This is a genomic window from Bradyrhizobium sp. OK095, assembly GCF_900109945.1.
Lineage (GTDB): Bacteria > Pseudomonadota > Alphaproteobacteria > Rhizobiales > Xanthobacteraceae > Bradyrhizobium.
Genome location: NZ_FOBX01000003.1, coordinates 104,788 through 121,394, shown reverse-complemented (window position 1 = coordinate 121,394; position 16,607 = coordinate 104,788). Strand labels below are relative to the sequence as shown.

14 protein-coding genes and 1 pseudogene are annotated in these 16,607 nt (G+C 63.7%); 3 read left to right on the top strand and 12 right to left on the bottom strand.

Annotation, left to right across the window (positions count from 1 at the left end; all coding sequences use genetic code 11):
* Window positions 1-38: 38 nt before the first annotated feature.
* Together BMW89_RS37790 and BMW89_RS09515 are read right to left on the bottom strand one after the other, a co-directional pair.
* Complete coding sequence (locus BMW89_RS37790; RefSeq protein ID WP_177195939.1) at window positions 39-203, bottom strand: hypothetical protein; 165 nt, start codon at window positions 201-203, stop codon at window positions 39-41.
* A gap of 9 nt (window positions 204-212) precedes the next feature.
* Complete coding sequence (locus tag BMW89_RS09515) at window positions 213-809, bottom strand: YcjF family protein (RefSeq protein ID WP_092025010.1); 597 nt, start codon at window positions 807-809, stop codon at window positions 213-215.
* 147 nt (window positions 810-956) lie between these two features.
* Between BMW89_RS09515 and BMW89_RS09510 the strand changes: the two genes are divergently transcribed.
* From BMW89_RS09510 to BMW89_RS09500, 3 genes are read left to right on the top strand one after another with little or no spacing between them, the layout of a single operon-like run.
* Complete coding sequence (locus tag BMW89_RS09510) at window positions 957-1,277, top strand: acyl carrier protein (protein WP_092025008.1); 321 nt, start codon at window positions 957-959, stop codon at window positions 1,275-1,277.
* A complete protein-coding gene (locus BMW89_RS09505; RefSeq protein ID WP_092025006.1) occupies window positions 1,277-1,645 on the top strand; it encodes a nuclear transport factor 2 family protein in 369 nt (122 codons plus the stop codon). Before BMW89_RS09510 ends, BMW89_RS09505 begins: the two co-directional genes overlap by 1 nt.
* Window positions 1,642-2,934, top strand: a complete 1,293-nt coding sequence (locus tag BMW89_RS09500) for a cytochrome P450 (RefSeq protein WP_092025004.1) — start codon at window positions 1,642-1,644, stop codon at window positions 2,932-2,934. The genes BMW89_RS09505 and BMW89_RS09500 overlap by 4 nt, the downstream gene beginning before the upstream one ends.
* Window positions 2,935-2,968: 34 nt before the next feature.
* Here the strand turns inward: BMW89_RS09500 and BMW89_RS09495 are convergent, their stop codons facing one another.
* The 10 genes and pseudogenes from BMW89_RS09495 to BMW89_RS09450 form a co-directional block, all read right to left on the bottom strand.
* Entirely contained in the window at window positions 2,969-6,850 is a 3,882-nt protein-coding gene (locus BMW89_RS09495) for a non-ribosomal peptide synthetase (RefSeq protein WP_092025002.1), read from the bottom strand.
* A gap of 38 nt (window positions 6,851-6,888) precedes the next feature.
* Complete coding sequence (locus BMW89_RS09490; protein WP_092025000.1) at window positions 6,889-7,116, bottom strand: MbtH family protein; 228 nt, start codon at window positions 7,114-7,116, stop codon at window positions 6,889-6,891.
* A gap of 159 nt (window positions 7,117-7,275) precedes the next feature.
* Entirely contained in the window at window positions 7,276-9,204 is a 1,929-nt protein-coding gene (locus BMW89_RS09485) for a potassium transporter Kup (protein WP_092024997.1), read from the bottom strand.
* A gap of 141 nt (window positions 9,205-9,345) precedes the next feature.
* Complete coding sequence (locus BMW89_RS09480) at window positions 9,346-11,244, bottom strand: potassium transporter Kup (RefSeq protein ID WP_177195938.1); 1,899 nt, start codon at window positions 11,242-11,244, stop codon at window positions 9,346-9,348.
* A 181-nt stretch (window positions 11,245-11,425) separates the two neighbouring features.
* Window positions 11,426-12,253: an OmpA/MotB family protein gene (locus BMW89_RS09475; RefSeq protein ID WP_092024993.1), complete on the bottom strand. Its 828-nt coding sequence runs from the start codon at window positions 12,251-12,253 to the stop codon at window positions 11,426-11,428.
* 23 nt (window positions 12,254-12,276) lie between these two features.
* Window positions 12,277-13,050 carry a motility protein A gene (locus tag BMW89_RS09470; RefSeq protein ID WP_092024992.1) on the bottom strand — a complete coding sequence of 258 codons (774 nt, stop codon included), beginning with the start codon at window positions 13,048-13,050 and terminating at the stop codon, window positions 12,277-12,279.
* Between the two features lie 236 nt (window positions 13,051-13,286).
* Complete coding sequence (locus BMW89_RS09465; protein WP_092024990.1) at window positions 13,287-14,000, bottom strand: hypothetical protein; 714 nt, start codon at window positions 13,998-14,000, stop codon at window positions 13,287-13,289.
* A 44-nt stretch (window positions 14,001-14,044) separates the two neighbouring features.
* Window positions 14,045-14,764 carry an RraA family protein gene (locus BMW89_RS09460; protein WP_092024988.1) on the bottom strand — a complete coding sequence of 240 codons (720 nt, stop codon included), beginning with the start codon at window positions 14,762-14,764 and terminating at the stop codon, window positions 14,045-14,047.
* A gap of 121 nt (window positions 14,765-14,885) precedes the next feature.
* Window positions 14,886-15,776, bottom strand: coding sequence for a CDP-alcohol phosphatidyltransferase family protein (locus BMW89_RS09455; protein WP_092024986.1), 891 nt, complete (start codon window positions 15,774-15,776; stop codon window positions 14,886-14,888).
* A gap of 86 nt (window positions 15,777-15,862) precedes the next feature.
* Window positions 15,863-16,582: pseudogene (locus BMW89_RS09450) on the bottom strand (phosphatidylserine decarboxylase); the annotation flags it as partial.
* Between the last annotated feature and the right edge of the window lie 25 nt (window positions 16,583-16,607).

The window sequence follows — 16,607 nt, the reverse complement described above, 5'->3', positions numbered from 1 at the left end:
GCCGCGGATGACTCGGATGTACTCATTTTGAAAACCGGCTAGGACGCGCTGCGCCGCATTCCGAGAATAAAGACGACGAACATGACCAGAGGCGTCAACACGAAGGACAGCAGGAAAAAGCCGGCAAAACCGATCACCCGGTCACGGGCGAGATACCCGACCAGCAGGCAGCAAGCCAGATAGACGAGGAATGGCCCGACCATCGGGCGGCGCTACGTCGCCGCCGGCGGCTTGCCGCGCCTGAACTCGGCCTTCAGGTCATCCGCAATCGATGTGGCGCTGAAATCGCCGGGCTTGCCGCCTCCCGCCAGATGACGGGCGAAGACCTTGCCGATGGCATAGGTGGCGGCGGCACCGAATGCCGACACCGACGCAATGCCCGCCAACGTGCCGACACCCGGTACGGCCTTCATCACCGCCCCGGCGGCCGCGCCCGGTATCAGCGTGCCGAGCAGAACGGACACGATAGCGTTGGCTGCTTCCTTGCCGAATGAATGGCCATACACATTGCTGAGATCCATCAGCATCCGCGTCTGAACGGCTCCGAGGGCAACGAGGTCCACGAACGGAAGCGGCACGAGACCGGCCGCGGCCGACCATTTCACGGCCGACGATACGATCTGGCCGACATTGTCCAGCTTGGCTTCGTCGACGCCGCCATCGTGAACATCGGCATCACCAGTGTTTGCGCCGGTCACGGTCGATACGGTGGTCATCGCTGCAATCCCCCAATAAAGCTCGTGACCATACACTCGATTCTGAACCAAGACAAAAGCCGCAGTTGTATGCGCAGGGGTTTTCCACGTCATTGCGAAGCTGAGAATTTTGAGCGCACATACGACACACGCAGCGAATCGTAGCGGGCTGCTCTATGCTGAGACGTTCTTTATGCAACTCCTTGTTGCGTCCGCCATTGCTTTACCGAAAAATGCATCCGGAGCCCCGAGAAGCGCCAAATGATCAACACCCAGGAAGTCAGAAGCACCGTCGATGGCATCATCGTCGAGGTCATGAAATCGTCAGGGGCCGGGCGAAGCCGCCTTGGCAACTGCCAGGCCGTCGAGCCGCAAATGCAGCTGAAGGACTTCGGCCTCGACAGCCTCGACATCGTGGAGCTGGTCAGCGTACTCGAGACCAAATTCGACGTCGAAGTGTCGGACGACGTCTTTGAGGCCGTCAAGACGGTCGACGACCTCTACACCTACATGTCCGCGACATTGGCGCAGAAGGCGGCACTGGCGCAGAAGGCGACACCGGCGCAACTAAAAGCAAGTTGATGCCGTCGCATGTCGACCTGGCGAAACTCTTCCTGAACATCCTGGGAAGCGGCAATCTGTCTTCGCTAAAGGACATCTTCAGCGAAGACATCCGGATCGAATATCCCGGGCTGCGCGCCGTGACGGGCAGCGGAAAGGTCGTGCTGCTGCTGAAGAGGATATTCTCGCAGTTCGAAACATTGCGGTTCGAAGCGCTCGACTTCATTCAGGATGGAGAGAAGCTCTGCGTCACCTGGAAGAACGACGGACGGTTGAAGACGGGCGATGCGTTCCGTAACGAAGGAGCCACCGTGCTCCACATCAAGAACGGCGCCATAGATTACGTCAGCGACTATTTCAAATACGATCGGAAAGATACGCAGCCATGACGATCGAAGGATCTGCTTCAGCGATGCCCAATCCCGCATTCCGCAAGTCGGTGGGCGATGGGCACGCGGCGATCGACCTGAAAGATCCCGATTTTCATTCCCGTCCCGATCAATATCAACTGCTCAAGCAGCTGCGCGACAACGATCCGATCTACTGGAATCCGGAGGTTGGCGGCCCCGGATTCTGGGCCGTGACGCGCTTCGACGATGTCGAGGCCGTCACTCGCGCCCGCGACATCTTCTCCACCGACTACAGGCGGGGCGGAATGCGCATCTTCGACGCAAAGAACGTGACGGCCAATCCCCGTCCGGACATCTTTGCCATCGACCCGCCGGACCACACCACCTTCAGGAAGGCATTTCAGCCGGTCTTCTCCGCCGAAGCGGTCGCCACCTTCAAGGACAGGGCCCGGCAGCGAATCCGGCGTCTGATCGCCGGTATCGCCCCCAGGGGGCGCGCAGAGTTCGTCTCGGAGATCGCCAATCCGGTCGCCGCCGGCCTGCTGACCGACCTCCTCGAGGTCCCCGAGGCTGACGGGACGACGCTGATGACATGGTCGAACGCCATGATCGGAGACGACGACGATGACTACGTTCCATCCATCGACTACCGCATTCAGTGCGTCCGCGCGCTGGACCGGTATGTCGAGGCGCTCATCAAGGAGCGTGCGGGATCGGACCGGACTGATTTCCTGACCGTCGTGACTCGCCTGACGATCGACAACAAGCCGCTGGACCTCGATGCACTCTGCGAGAATTTCGCGAGTTTCGTGGTCGCCGCCAACGAAACCACGCGGCATACGATGACGCGATCCATCGTCGCGCTCACCGAGAATCCGTCCGAGCGCGCCAAACTTCAGGCCGATCCCGCCCTGGTGCCCCAGGCAACGAAGGAATTCGTGCGCTGGGCCACACCGCTCATTCACGCACGCCGGACCGCCACCCGGGATACCGTGCTGGCAGGCCAGAACATTCGCGAAGGCGACAAGGTCGTGCTTTGGTACAAATCTGCCAATCGCGACGACAGTCGTTGGCCGGATGCCATGCAGTTCAAGGTCGATCGCTATTGCAGCAAGGACGCGCCGAACCACATCTCGTTCGGCTCGGGGATCAATCACTGCCTGGGCTGGCGATACGCCGAGATGCAGATCACGATCTTGTTCGAGGAACTGCTCGCGACGCTGCCCGACATTCACGCCATCGACGCCCCGAAGCTGCTGCGGTCGAACTTCATCGCCGGCATCAAGGCGCTCGATGTGGCCTTTACCCCGGTCGATCGGCCGGCCTGACCCACGAATTGACGGGTTCAGCCGCCGCTTCCGATCACGATCCTCCGGTGGCTGCCCGAACCATGTTGCTGCTCAGGATGGCGCCAACCCTTGCCGCGTGCGGCGGCTCGAACAGCGAATAGTGGCCGGCGTCCGCCTGCACGATTTCGATGGCGCCGCTGCTGACCGCCCCGAGGGACGCGCGCAGATCTGCATCGAGATTGTCGGTGGCGCGGACGAAGACGAGCGGCGCGCGGACGCGACCCGGCGTATGGTCCGCAAGCAACCGACCGCTCCATTCGAAAGCCGCGGCAATCCGGTCAAGCAGGGCCTCCGACATTTCTTCGCCACCGGACAGCGACGCATCCCCCTCTCCTCCCAGCATCGAGCGCGGCACGGCGCGCGGACCGGCGACGTCGGCGCTGACGTTGGAGAAGTAAGAATCAATCAAAAACAGAAGAGCTACCTCATCGCCCTCGGCCTCCAGCAGGCGCGTCATGTCGTGGGCGACAACCCCGCCGAACGACCAGCCCATCAAATGATAGGGACCGCGAGGCTGCACTGTCCGGAGGGCGTCGACATACCCCCGCGCCATGTCGGCAATTGACGCGGGCGACGGCGCCGCATCGACGACACCAGCCGCCTGCAGCCCATAGACGGGAATCCGGACGTCGATGTCCTCCAGCATGCGATAATACACTTGGGCCAGCCCCGCGGCGGGAGGGACGCAGAACAGCGGCCTCAGCGAGCCGGAGGCGCGCAGACGCACAAGCTGGTGATGGGCCGCGGCGAATTCGCGCGCGGTGATCGCCTTCGCCAGTGCCCTCGGAGTCGGATTGTCGAAAACCAGTTCAATCGGCAGATCGTGGCCGTGGTCGGCCCGCAGACGCGAGGCCAGCTGCATCACCATCAGCGAGTGCCCACCGAGAAAGAAGAAATTGTCCAGGACGGTCACGCGGTCGACGCCGGTGAGTGAACCGAACAGCCGGCAAATGTCCGCCTCGAGATCGCTCTCGGGCTCAATACGATCAGCCGACACGTCCCGCTGGCCTCTCGGCAATGACCTGCGGTCGAGCTTGCCATTGGGCAGGAGCGGCATGGTCTCCAGCACGAGCACTATCGACGGCACCATCACCGGCGGCATCGTGGTGGCCAGCACCGCGCGCAAACCGGAGCCGTCGAGCCGGACGTCGCCGGACGGCACCACATAAGCCACCAGGCGCGCGTCTGCGCTGCTGTCGTCGAGGATTGCCGCCGCTTCGGCGACTCCGGCCTGCCCCAGCAGCGCCAGCTCGATTTCTGCCAGTTCGATCCGCACGCCCCGAAGCTTGACCTGCTCGTCCTTGCGACCGCAGAAAACGATCTCTCCATCCGCATCGCGATAGGCGCGATCGCCCGTACGATACATGCGCTCCCCGGCTGCGCCGAACGGACACGGCAGAAAACGCTCCGCCGTCAATCCGGGCCGCCGCCAATACCCCCGAGCAAGGCCAGCGCCGGAAATATAGATCTCGCCGATAACCCCGCGCGGCAATGGGCGCAGGCATTCGTCGAGAATGTGGACGCCATAGTTCGGCAGGGCGCGACCGATGGGAATTGCCTGGTCTGCGGCAACAGCGGCAATCTCGAACGCAGTTGCGTCTATGCAGGCCTCCGTCGGCCCGTACATGTTGAAGAACCGGCAGGATGGCAGGCGCGAACGGAGCTTTTCCAGCAACGGCGCCGGCAGCACTTCGCCGCCCAGGATGAACACGCGAAGCGACGACAATTCAATCGGAATGGCGTCGGCGAGCACCGCAGCGAACGACGGAACGACATCGAGATGCGTGGCGGCCGACGTGACCACGGATCGCATGAACAGCACCGGATCACTGGTCTCGGCCGGCGACAGGACGATGCAGGTTCCTCCCGCCACCAGCGGCAGGAGCATCTGATGGATGCTCGGATCGAAACTCATCGAGCTCGAGAATACGAAGCGCGACGATGGCCTGACGTCCCACAGCCGCAGCTGGTCAGAGAGCTTGCCGACCAGATTCAGATGAGTGAGCGCCACGCCCTTGGGTCTGCCCGTCGAACCGGAGGTATAGATCAGGAATGCGATGTTCTGCGCCTGCAGCGGTGCCGACCGGTCCGACTGGCTCAATGGCCCAGAATCGCATGCCGCTATCGCCTCCTCTACCGCGCCGTCGTCGAGCACGATCGTCGCAATGTCGCGGCCTGCGAAGATGTCCGCGTTGCCGCGCCGGGTCAGCAAGACGCGGGCGCCGCTATCCGTGATCATATGGCCCAGCCGCTCGGCCGGATGCTGCGGATCCAGCAATAGGCAGCCGCCTCCCGCCTTCAGCACCGCCAGCACGGCCGCCACGGCTTCCAAACTTCGGTCCAGTCCAATCGCGACCACTGCTTCCGGGCCAACGCCGCGATCGACGAGATAACGCGCGAGACGGTTGGTGCGCCTGTCGAGTTCATCATAGGTCTGCGACCGGCGGCCGGCGACGATGGCGACGCTGCCGCGAGCAGCCGCGATTGCGGCAGCCAGAACCTCAGGAAGCGTCTTGCCGATCGCTGCTGCCGTTGTGGCGATGACCGGGTCGGCTCGCGGCTCATCGATGTCGACGGGCAAAGCGAGCGCACCGACTGGAAAGTCGGCTGTCGCGAATTGGCCGGCGATAGCAACGATCCGCGACAAATGCGCGTGCAGATCCGCCCGTCGATAAAGGGCGGCATTGCCATCGAGGTCCATGCGCAATCGCCCCTCCGTCCTGTTGTCGATCAAGCTCAGGGACAGATCGCGTACAGGACCGTAAGAGAGGTAATGCGATGAAGACTGCACGCCGCTGAACTGCAGATCCTGGTCCGCCAGCATGATGTTCACGGACAGGCTGAAATAGTCCGGCTCGCCCGGCAGCAGCCCGAGATCGTTGCGGACTTGTTCGAAGCGATAGGCTTGATGGCGCAGCGCAAGCCGCATCTGCCGTGAGATGTCCCTGGCGACCGCGTCGAAGCCGCGTCCCGGCGGGACCTCCAGCCGGATATGGCATTCGTTCGACGCCATTGCCGGGAAAGCTCGCGCGGCGCTGGCCAAACGGCCGAGCAATTGCGTGCCGAGCACGACCTCGTGCTGCCCCTGATAGATGGATTGCAGGACTGCGGCGGCAGCCATCAGCAGGTGCTCGGGTCTGATCCCCACCTGTCGCGCCAGTTCGCGCAGTTGGTCGGAGATCGAGGTCGGCAGATAGCAGGTCTCACGCAGGACGGCATCGGACGAGGCACCAACGCGGGCGCCGGTCGCCGACCAACTGCTCATCTTCCCGGCACCGGCCAGCATGGTCTCCCAATATCGGCGGTCGTCGAGACATCGGGACGACGCGCGGTAAGCCTGAGCCTCGCTCGCCATCGCCGCCGTGCCTCCCAGAGGATAGTCGGGAAGCGGCCGCTCTTCTCGCAGAGCCGAATAGATCTCGGCGAGACGATTGCCGGCGATCCAGGCCGACTGACCGTCGAAGGCAATGTGATGATAGATCTGGCCCCAAAGCCAGCGTGCATCGGCGGTCTGAAGCAGCAGCCAGCGGAACGGAGGCTCGGATTCCAGCCGGAAGGGACGGCGGAGCTCTGAATTGATCCGCCTAACACCTGCAGCCGCCGGATCGGGCGCCTGCCTGACGTCGATCACCGAGAGGATTTCGCCGCACGCAGCGACCGCTTCCTGCCAAAGCGCGTCGTCGCGCGCATAACACCTCAGGCGGAGCGATTCAGTGTGGTCGACGACATGCTCGGCGGCGATCGCCAGGGTCCGTAGATCCAACTCACCGGCGATCTCGGTGTACAAGCCTATATTGTAGACGCAGCCGGTCTTGTCGAGCAGATGTCCAAACCAGATGTCACGCTGGGCAACCGATAACGGAAAACGTTCTGGCTCAACTGGCGCTCCCCTCATGGCACCGATTTGCCCGCCGGCAGGCACGATTGGGCTGTTCAACGCTGGACGGGCCGGTCCGGGAGGTTGCCGGGGCGCATATCAATCCAGCGCCTTTCGACAAATGCCAGACACTCAGCCTTTTGCGCCGGGGAATGCGCCTGCTTCCAGCCAGCCGGGATCGGCTTCGCGGCCGGCCAGATCGCATATTGTGCGTCATGATTGACAAGGACGACGAACTCATCGCCGTCGATTGACCAATTGCCAGACGCTGGCTGCCTCTCCATCGCGCCTTACCTGATCATGGCCTGACCGAACACGCCGGACGACGTTGATTTCGTCTCGCACGCTCGATGATTCGAGTCCAGCAGGGCTGCGGCCCGTCATCGTTGCCACAGCGATGCAAACCGGGTGCGCATCGACGATGGCGAATACCGCCTCGGATCCTAGATCGTGACCTGGGTGCCGACCTCGACCACGCGGCCGCTCGGGATCTGGAAATAGTCGGTGGCGTCGTTGGCGGAGCGGCTGAGCGAGATGAACAGCCGGTCCTGCCAGCGCGGCATGCCGGAATGGGCGGCGGGCTTCAGGGCCCTGCGCGACAGGAAGAACGAGGTCGACATGATGTCGAATTGCCAGCCGAGCTTGCGGGCGATGGCGAGCGCCTTCGGCACGTTGGGCGATTCCATGAAGCCGAACTTCAGCGTCACCTTAGTGAAGGTCGGTGAGATCTGCTCCAGCTTCACCCGCTCGGCCGGATCGATCCGCGGGGTCTGCGCGGTCTCGATGGTGAGAATGACGTTCTTCTCATGCAGCACCTTGTAGTGCTTCAGACTGTGCATCAGCGCGGTCGGGGCGCTGAGCGGGTCCGAGGTCAGGAACACGGCGGTACCGGGCACCCGCTGTGGCGGCCGCTTCTCCAGCATCGCCACGAGGTCGGCGAGCGGAAATTCGAGCTTGCGCGACTTTTCGAACAGCAGCCGGCTGCCGCGCCGCCACGTGTACATCAGCATGATCATGAGCGCGCCGAGCGCCAGCGGCACCCAGCCACCCTCGAACACCTTCAGCAAATTGGCGGCGAGGAAGGTCAGATCGAGGAACAGGAACGGCGCGATCAGGGCGGCAGCGGCGAACGGCGACCACTTCCAGACCTTCCAGATCACGACAAAGCCCATCATCGCGGTGACGACCATCGTGCCGGTGACCGAGATGCCATAGGCCGAGGCCAGCGCGCTGGAGGAGCGGAACAGCAGCACCAGCAGCACCACCGCGACCAGCAGCAGCTGGTTGATGCGCGGGATGAAGATCTGGCCGGAATGGGCTTCAGAGGTATGGCGAATTTCGAAGCGCGGCAGCAGGCCGAGCTGGATCGCCTGGCGCGTCAGCGAAAAGGCGCCGGTGATGACCGCCTGGCTCGCGATCACGGTGGCGGCGGTTGCGAGAACAACCATGCAGCCGCGGAAAAAGCCTTGCGGGAAGAGCTGAAAGAACGGGCTAACGATCGCGCCGGGATCGCCGAGCACGAGTGCGCCCTGCCCGAGATAGTTCAGCGCCAGCGACGGCAGCACGATGAACAGCCAGGCGGTCTGGATCGGCCGCTTGCCGAAATGGCCGAGGTCGGCATAGAGCGCCTCGGCGCCGGTGACCGCCAGGAACACGGCGCCCAGCGTCACGAAGCCGATGATGCCGTGGTGGAGCATGAAGGACACGGCGTAGAACGGGTTCAGCGCGTACAGCACCTGCGGCTGCTCGATAATGGGGTGGATCGCAGCGATCGCGATCACCGCGAACCAGACGCACATCACGGGGCCGAAGAAGGCGGCGACGCGGGCGGTGCCGCGCGACTGCACGGCGAACAGGAAGACCAGGATGATCACGGTCAGCGGCACGATGTAGGGCTCGAAGTGCAGCGTGATGTCCTTCATGCCTTCGATCGCCGACAGCACTGAGAGCGCCGGGGTGATCACGGCATCGCCGTAGAACAGGGCGCCGGAGATGATGCCGAGCAGGACGATGGTCGCCCCGCCGGTGCCGACCGCGCGCTGCGCCAGCGCCATCAGCGCCAGTGTGCCGCCCTCGCCGTTGTTGTCGGCGCGCAGCAGGATCACGACGTATTTGAGCGTCACCACGACGATGAGCGCCCACAGGATCAGCGAGAGCACGCCAAGCACGGCCGCCGGCGTCGGCACCCCCTCAACGCCCGAGGCCGCCATCACCGCCTCGCGGAACGCGTAGAGCGGGCTGGTGCCGATGTCGCCATAGACGACGCCGATGCTGCCGAGCGTCAGCGCACCGAAACCGGCGGTGGTGTGGGCATCGCCATGCCCATTGGCCGCCGCCGTTTCCGGGGCGGGAACTGCTATGTCACTTGTCATGGGAGAGCCCAGTGGCCTCTAGAAATGCTTCACTGCACAACGGCGGAAGCGCGCGCGGCTTATAGTCCTGCGCTACCGGCATAGCCTAGCCCGATTCTGGGCCCTCACTATGCAAAATTCGCATGGGTCCGCTGATTGCGTTCAAATGGTGACTTGGGTGCCGACTTCAACCACCCGCCCGGTAGGAATCTGGAAATAGTCGGTGGCGTCATTGGCGGACCGGCTCAGCGCGATGAACAGATGGTCCTGCCACAGCGGCATGCCCGACTGGGCCGAGGCCTTCAGCGAGCGGCGCGACACGAAGAACGACGTCGACATGATGTCGAACTGCCAGCCCTGCTTGCGCGCGATCGCGAGCGCCTTGGGCACGTTCGGCTGCTCCATGAAACCGAAGCGCAGCCGGACTTTTGAGAACTTCTCGCTGATCTTCTCCATCCTGAACCGCTCGGACAGGTCCACCCGCGGCGTATGCGCGGTCTCGATGGTCAGGATCACGTTGTGCTCGTGCAGCACCTTGTTGTGCTTGAGATTATGCAGCAGCGCGGTCGGCACGAAAGAGGGATCGCTGGTCAGAAACACCGCGGTGCCCTTGACGATGTGCGGCGGCCGCTTCTCCAGGCTCCGGATCAGATCGTCGAGCGGCACCTCGATCCGGCGCGTCTTCTGGAGCAGGATGCCGGTCCCCTTGCGCCAGGTCCAGATTGTCCCGGCCATGGCCGCGCCGAACAGCAGCGGCACCCAGGCGCCCTCGAGCAGTTTCAGGAGATTGGCGCTGAAAAATGTCATATCGACCACGACAAAGGGAAGAATCACCGCAGCCGCCGTCGCGGCGCGCCAGTTCCACAATTTCCAGATCACGACAAAGCCCATGATGCCGTCGGCCACCATGGTGGTGGAGACCGCGATGCCGTAGGCCGAGGCCAAATTGCCGGAGGTGTGGAATAGCAGCACCAGCATCATCACGCCGATCAGGAGCAACCGGTTGACGCGCGGCAGATAGATCTGGCCGGCATGGGTCTCAGAGGTGAAACGCACCTCGAAGCGCGGCAAGAGGCCGAGCTGCACCGCCTGATAGACCAGCGAATAGGCCCCGGTGATCACCGCCTGGCTCGCGATCACGGTCGCCGCGGTCGCAAGTCCGACCAGCGGCAGCACCAGATATTCGGGCACCATCCGGTAGAACGAATGCTCGATCGCGGTGGGATCGGACAGCACCAGCGCCCCTTGCCCGAAATAGTTGATCAGCAGCGAGGGCAGCACGAAAAACATCCAGGCCGACTGGATCGGCTTGCGGCCGAAATGACCGAGATCGGCATAGAGCGCCTCGCCGCCAGTCACCGCCAGGAACACGGCGCCCAGCGTCACCAGGCCGATGGTGCCGTGCGACAGCAGGAATTGCACCGCGTAATAGGGATTGATCGCAGCCAGCACCGACGGATCGTCGGCGATGTGAACGATGCCCATCACCGCAAGAACGGTGAACCAGACCACCATTACCGGCCCGAAGGCCGTGGCCACCAGCGCCGTGCCCTTGCTCTGGACCGCGAACAGCAGCGCCAGGATGATGACCGTGAGCGGTACGACGTAGTGCTCGAAGGCGGGCGTCGCGAGCTTGAGACCCTCGACCGCCGACAGCACCGAGATCGCCGGCGTGATCATGGAATCGCCGATGAACATGGAGGCGCCGACCACGCCCAGCGCGAGCAGGAACCAGCTTCGCCGCCCGAGCGCGCGCTGGCCAAGCGCCATCAGCGAGAGCGTGCCGCCCTCCCCGTTATTGTCGGCGCGCAGCAGCAGCAGGACGTATTTGGCGGTGACGACGATGAAGAGCGCCCACAGGATCAGCGAGAGCACGCCGAGGACCATGACCCGCGAGACCGGTTGGCCATGGGCCGCGCCTCTGACCGCCTCGTGGAATGCGTAGAGCGGCGAGGTGCCGATGTCACCAAATACGACGCCGATGCTCCCGAGCGTGAGGGACCAAAAGCCCGAGGTGACCGGCCCTTCTTGGGTCTCGGTCGATGTGATGCTCGCCGTCATGTGGGTGGAAAACGCTTCGTCCCTGGAATTGATCCGGCGCCTTTTGACGGTTCCGGCGCGCCTGTCAATCGGCACACCACCATAGCAGGCTGCGCGGCATATGCTGTGACGTCACAGCAACTGTCGCCGCCATCGCGACGACATGCCTCAGGTAAGATGGTAGCGCAAGCGCTCTATTGCCCTACGGCTTCAAATTCGGCGGCAGCGGCGGATCTTCGCGCATCAGGGTGATGGTCACGCGCCGGTTGGCGGCGAGCGAGGGGTCGTCCGGAAACAGCGGCTGGGTGTCGGACTTGCCGGAGACGGCGAAGATGTGGGAGGCCGGCAGGCCCTCACGCTCGAGGATCTGGCGCACGGCATTGGCGCGGTCGGCCGACAGGTCGAAGGCGCCATAGTCGCTGCGGGTCGGAACGAAGCCGGCCGCAGTATGGCCTGCAATCGAGACGCGAAGCGGCGTGGCCTTGAGCGGGATGGCGAGCTTCTCGATCAGGCGGCGGGTGCGATCAAACGGCACCTTGGAGCCGTCGGCGAACATCGAGCGGCCGTCCTGGTCGACGATCTCCAGGTTGAGGCCCTGCTTGGTCTCCTCGAACATGATGTGCTTGGACATCTCGGTCAGTTCGGGCATGTCCTGCAAGGCTTGGCGCAGCGACGCGGCGGCGAGCGCAAAATTGCGGTCGACCTTGATCTTGGCGCCGGACGTCTTGTCGTGATCCTCCTGATCCGGCGTCGGCGTGTTGGAGGCATCCTCAGGCTGGATGTGATCGACGTTCTTCAGCCGCGCGCGCGTCGGCAGGCCGTCCGACTCGACGATGCCGGAATAGCGCGCTTCACTCTGGACGCCGAAGGCGTCGCGCATAGAGCCTGCGACGATCTTCAACTTGTTGGCGTCCTGGGTAGAGAACGCGACCAGCATCACGAAAAATGCCAGCAGCAACGCCATCAGATCGGCAAACGTCACGAACCAGCCATGGCCGCCATGTGCTTCTTCGCGTTTTTTCTTTGCCATCGATCAGATCCCGGCGTCCGGCGTTACGCCGGAACCGGCTCGCCTTCGGCATGGCGGTGCTTCTCGGGCAGATAGGCCAGCAGCATTTCGCGCACCAAAGTCGGGCTCTTGGAGTCGCGGATCATCAGGATGCCGTCGATGATCAGCGTGCGGTTGGTTTCCTCGTCGATCAGCTTGCCGTGCAGCTTGTCGGCGATCGGCAGGCAGAGCAGGTTCGCGACCAGCGCGCCGTAGAGAGTTGCCAGCAGGGCGGTCGCCATGAACGGGCCGAGCTTCGAGGGATCCGACATGTTCGAAAACATCTGCACCATGCCGATCAGGGTTCCGATCATGCCGAACGCTGGCGCGCAGTCGCCGACGGCGCGGTAGATCTTGCTTCCTTCGTTGAGGTGCATCAGGAAATTGTCGCGGTCGCGTTCCAAATTGTCCCTGATAAAATCGAGGTCGTAGCCGTCGGCGACGTAGCGGATCCCCTTGGCGAGGAACGGCTCGTCGGTCTCGACCTTTTCGAGACCCACCGGGCCCTGCTTGCGGGCGATCTCCGCGATGCGGGCGAGCTCGTCGACGAGATCGTGCGCCGACAGCCGGCTCATCGTGAAGGCGAACTTCATGCCCAGCGGCACGCCGTGCGCAAGCACTGAGAGCGGAAAGCGGATCATGGTCGCTGCAGCCGAGCCGCCGAAGATGATGATCATCGCATGCTCGCTGATGAACATGTGCAGATCGCCGCCCAGCAGCACCATAGTCGTAACAACGGCCAAGCCGGCCACAAGCCCGACGGTCGTCATGATATCCATGGGAGACTCCAACGCGAACGCAACAACGGCCGTCCTGGCCGATGGTGCGGCCCAACCCTGAACCGCATCGGAAACCCTAGAGCGCCGCCCTTAAAGCCGCGTAAAGGTTAAGTTGAGCCGACGCGCCAGACTGGCGTAGCACGCAGAAATGACGCTCGCTTTGCCGGCCGCCGACAGGGATTTCAACACTTCGCTAACCATGATTGCGGCGCGCCGGAACGATGAACGCCCGGCGTCTAGTTCAGGCCGACCTTGGGAATGATCGCCTGCTTGAGCGGCTGCATGCCGGGAAGACTGAACAGCTGCGAGAAGGTCTGCTTGTCCTTCAGATAAAGGACCAGCGCCTTGTCCTCGGCGACCTGCTGCACGGAATAGACCTGCTCGATACCCTCGATCAGCTTCCGGTAGCCGGTCCCGTCAGCTGCGCTCGCTGCAAGAGCGACGGCGTCGTGTTCGCTCAGCCGCTGGTCGCCATTCGTATCCTTGTCGACGACGATATAGAGCCTGCCCACGACCGTGCGCGCATCATCGCTCGCTGCCTTCATTCTGTTGAACATCGGATAGCTGTCGATGATCAACTGCCCTACGCCTTCAAACAACCACCGGGGCTCGTTCGTCGAGACGTTCACGAACAGGAAGTTGACGACGTTGAGGTCCGAACGTTTCGGATAGAGCGACCCCGACCCACCAGAGGATTGCCCACGAATCAACGACAGCTGGACGTAAGGGGTGCCGGAAATCGCGCCCGGCGTTCCCAGGGAGAATTCGTTCGAGACGGCTTCCTGCGCACCGACGTTGACCACGTTGGTGACCCGGTGCGGCCGCGCCTGATCATAGATGAACGACGCGGCCACAAAGAGAATCAGCCCGATGAAGAGAACGGCCGCGCCCGCAATCGCGAACGCATTGAACCGCCATACCCCCCTGAAGAAGCGATCACTGCTTCTCATGATTGCTTCTTCATTCGCCGATACGTGCCCCTTCGACGTTTCGCCTAGTGGATCTCAGCCGAACGCTTCAGCGCGGCCTTGAGCTTCTCCAGCGAGAAGTCGGGGCTGCGGGCGATCTCGAGGATCGGCGTCTCGCGGCGGCCGCAGAGCTCGGCGGCCTCGGGCAGCTTTGCCGCGATGTCGAGCGGGATCACGATGGCGCCGTGCTGGTCGGCGTGGATCAGATCATCGGACTTCACGGTCATGCCGGCGACGCGCACCTCGCCGCCAAAGCTCTCCGCGTGCACCCATGCATGCGAGGGGCCGATCGAGCCGGCCAGCGCCTGGAAGCCAGGAGCCCATTGCGGGATGTCGCGGATCGAGCCGTCGGTGATGACGCCGAGGCAGCCGAGCGCCTTGTGCACGTTGCTCTGCACCTCGCCCCAGAACGCGCCGTAACCGACATCGGGACCGTCGATGTCCTGGATCACGGAGATGCGCGGACCATGGCCGGTGCCGACATATTCGTAATATTCGATGCGGCGCTTCGACTGCTCTTCCGGCGGTAGCGAATTTTTCAGCACCGAGCGGATCGCCACCGTGCGGGCATAGCCGACGATCGGCGGCAGATCGGGGAACGGGCAGACCAGTTGCTTGGTGGTGTAGCCGATCAGGCGGCGCTCGGGCGCCACGATCTCCATGGCGTTGCAGATCGTAGGCGTATCGTAGCGGCCCAGCGCTTCGAGGACGGAAGCGGGCAGCGGCCCGGTCGCGGTATCAGTCACGGCGTTCTCTCCCAGATTGGCGGCCGCTGTTGGCGCGGTGCCGCCGGCACAGGGCGATATAGCCGAGATCGGGCCTCAACCCAACTCAGCGCGCCTCATGGCTGATATCCGCGAAAATCCCTCAGTGCAGCCGTCCGGGCCGGTCGTCGTCCTCGCGCGGCGGCTCCGACAAATTGGCCATCGTCGGCGCCGAAGGCGGCGACGGGACTTCGCCTCCCGACGACGGCGCAGCGCCTCCCATCGCGCGGGCCTGGTCGCGATAGGATTTGTAGCCCAGCGGTAAAGCTAAGAGATACAGCACCGTGCCGATCGACAGCACGTACCAGGGATAGCTGATCAGAAGTGCGATGAAGAAGATCACCGCGACGAACGCCGGCAGCACCAGCTCCGGCGGCACCCGCATGCGCATGCTCTTGCCGGAGAACACCGGCAGGCGCGATACCATCAGGAAAGCAATCAGCAGCGTGTAGCCAGCCGTCAGGGCCGCAGGCCAGCGCCCCAGATCCAGGAATGCCGCATAGATCGGCAACATCACGGTGATGGCTCCGGCCGGGGCCGGAACGCCGGTGAAGAAATTGGCGGCGAAGGCCGGCTTGTTCGGATCGTCCAGTGTGGCGTTGAAGCGCGCGAGCCGCAGGCACATGGAGATCGCAAACACCATGGCCGCGATCCAGCCGGCATTGCCGAGCTCGTGCAACTGCCAGAAATACAGCATCAAGCCGGGCGCCACGCCGAAATTGACGAAGTCGGCGAGGCTGTCGAGCTCGGCGCCGAACTTCGACTGCCCCTTGATCAGCCGCGCGACGCGGCCGTCGATGCCGTCGAGCGCGGCCGCGAACACGATGGCGTAAACCGCGAGCGTCATCCGCCCTTCGATCGACAGCCGGATCGCCGTCAGGCCGGCGCAGATCGCCAGCAGCGTGATGACGTTGGGCACCAGCATCCGCACCGGGATCGGTCGGAACCGCCGGCGGCGCACGTCGGGATCTCTCAAATCATAGGGCGTCTGCATGGCTCGTCCTTATCTCAAGCGAGATATAGCAAGCCGCGTTCCCCTCCGCCATCGCGGCGGAAGGCCCCAGTGGACCCGACTAATGGTTAATTGGCGCGATAGGCGCGGCTTGGGTCGTCCCCGGCGAGATCGGCCAAAATCGTCTCGCCGGCAATCGCGGTCTGGCCTTCCGACACCAGTGCCTTGGTGCCGACAGGCAGGTAGACGTCGAGGCGCGAGCCGAAGCGGATCAGGCCAAAACGCTCGCCGGTGCCGATGGCCTGCCCTTCCTTGACGAAACAGACGATGCGCTTGGCAACGAGACCCGCGATCTGGACCACGCCGATCCGCGCCGTCGGCGTCGTGATCACCAGCGAGTTGCGCTCATTGTCCTCGCTCGCCTTATCGAGCTCGGCATTGATGAACAGGCCGGGCCGGTAGGCGATGCGGTCCACCCTGCCCGTGATCGGGCTGCGGTTCACGTGGCAATTGAACACGCTCATGAACACCGAGATGCGCGGCAGCGGCCGGTCGCCGAGGCCAAGCTCGGCCGGGGGCAGCGCCATGGTGATCATGGAAACGCGGCCGTCGGCCGGCGACACCACGAGCCCCTCGCGCACCGGCGTCACGCGCACGGGGTCGCGGAAGAACAGCGCGCACCACACGGTCAGGATGGTGCCGATCCAGCCCAGAGGCGACCACAGCCAGAACAGGATGAGGCTTGCCAGCGCAAAGCCGCCGATGAAGGGGTAGCCCTCCTTGTGGATCGGCGGGATCTGACGCTGGATCGAATCGAGAATGGACATCGCTATCTGCCGCCTAGGAGTTGATGGCGCGCGGGTGGTCTCGCGC